The sequence below is a fragment of the Enterobacter cloacae complex sp.6700776 genome (genome assembly GCF_048284255.1).
In the GTDB taxonomy this organism is placed as follows: domain Bacteria; phylum Pseudomonadota; class Gammaproteobacteria; order Enterobacterales; family Enterobacteriaceae; genus Enterobacter; species Enterobacter intestinihominis.
In genome coordinates this window covers 1-299 of sequence record NZ_JBLVYK010000185.1, presented here as the reverse complement: position 1 = coordinate 299, position 299 = coordinate 1, and the positions used below count along the sequence as shown (strand labels likewise).

The following is a 299-nucleotide window of genomic DNA, read 5'->3' as shown; positions in this document are numbered from 1 at the left end:
ATATTCTGCTTGGGAATATTATTGAGCGAATGACGGGACAAGCACTGGGAGAAGCTGTCCGAGAACTCTTGAAGTTTAATGAAATTGGCTTGCAGACCGCCTACTGGGAAACATTTGAACTCCCTGCTACAACGGAACCTCGTGCAAAACAGTACCTCGGAAAACTCGATTGCTCCGACATGGATCCTTCAATGGATGTGTATGGCGGTGGTGGCTTAGTGATGTCCTCGAAACAAATGGCACAGTTCTTTGAAGCGCTATTTAGCGGTAAGATTTTTACCAAATCGGAAACCCTAGAC

1 pseudogene is annotated in these 299 nt (G+C 45.8%); it reads left to right on the top strand.

Going from position 1 to position 299, the window contains the following annotated elements:
- Positions 1-299, top strand: a pseudogene (locus ACNQ0T_RS23810) (serine hydrolase); the annotation flags it as partial.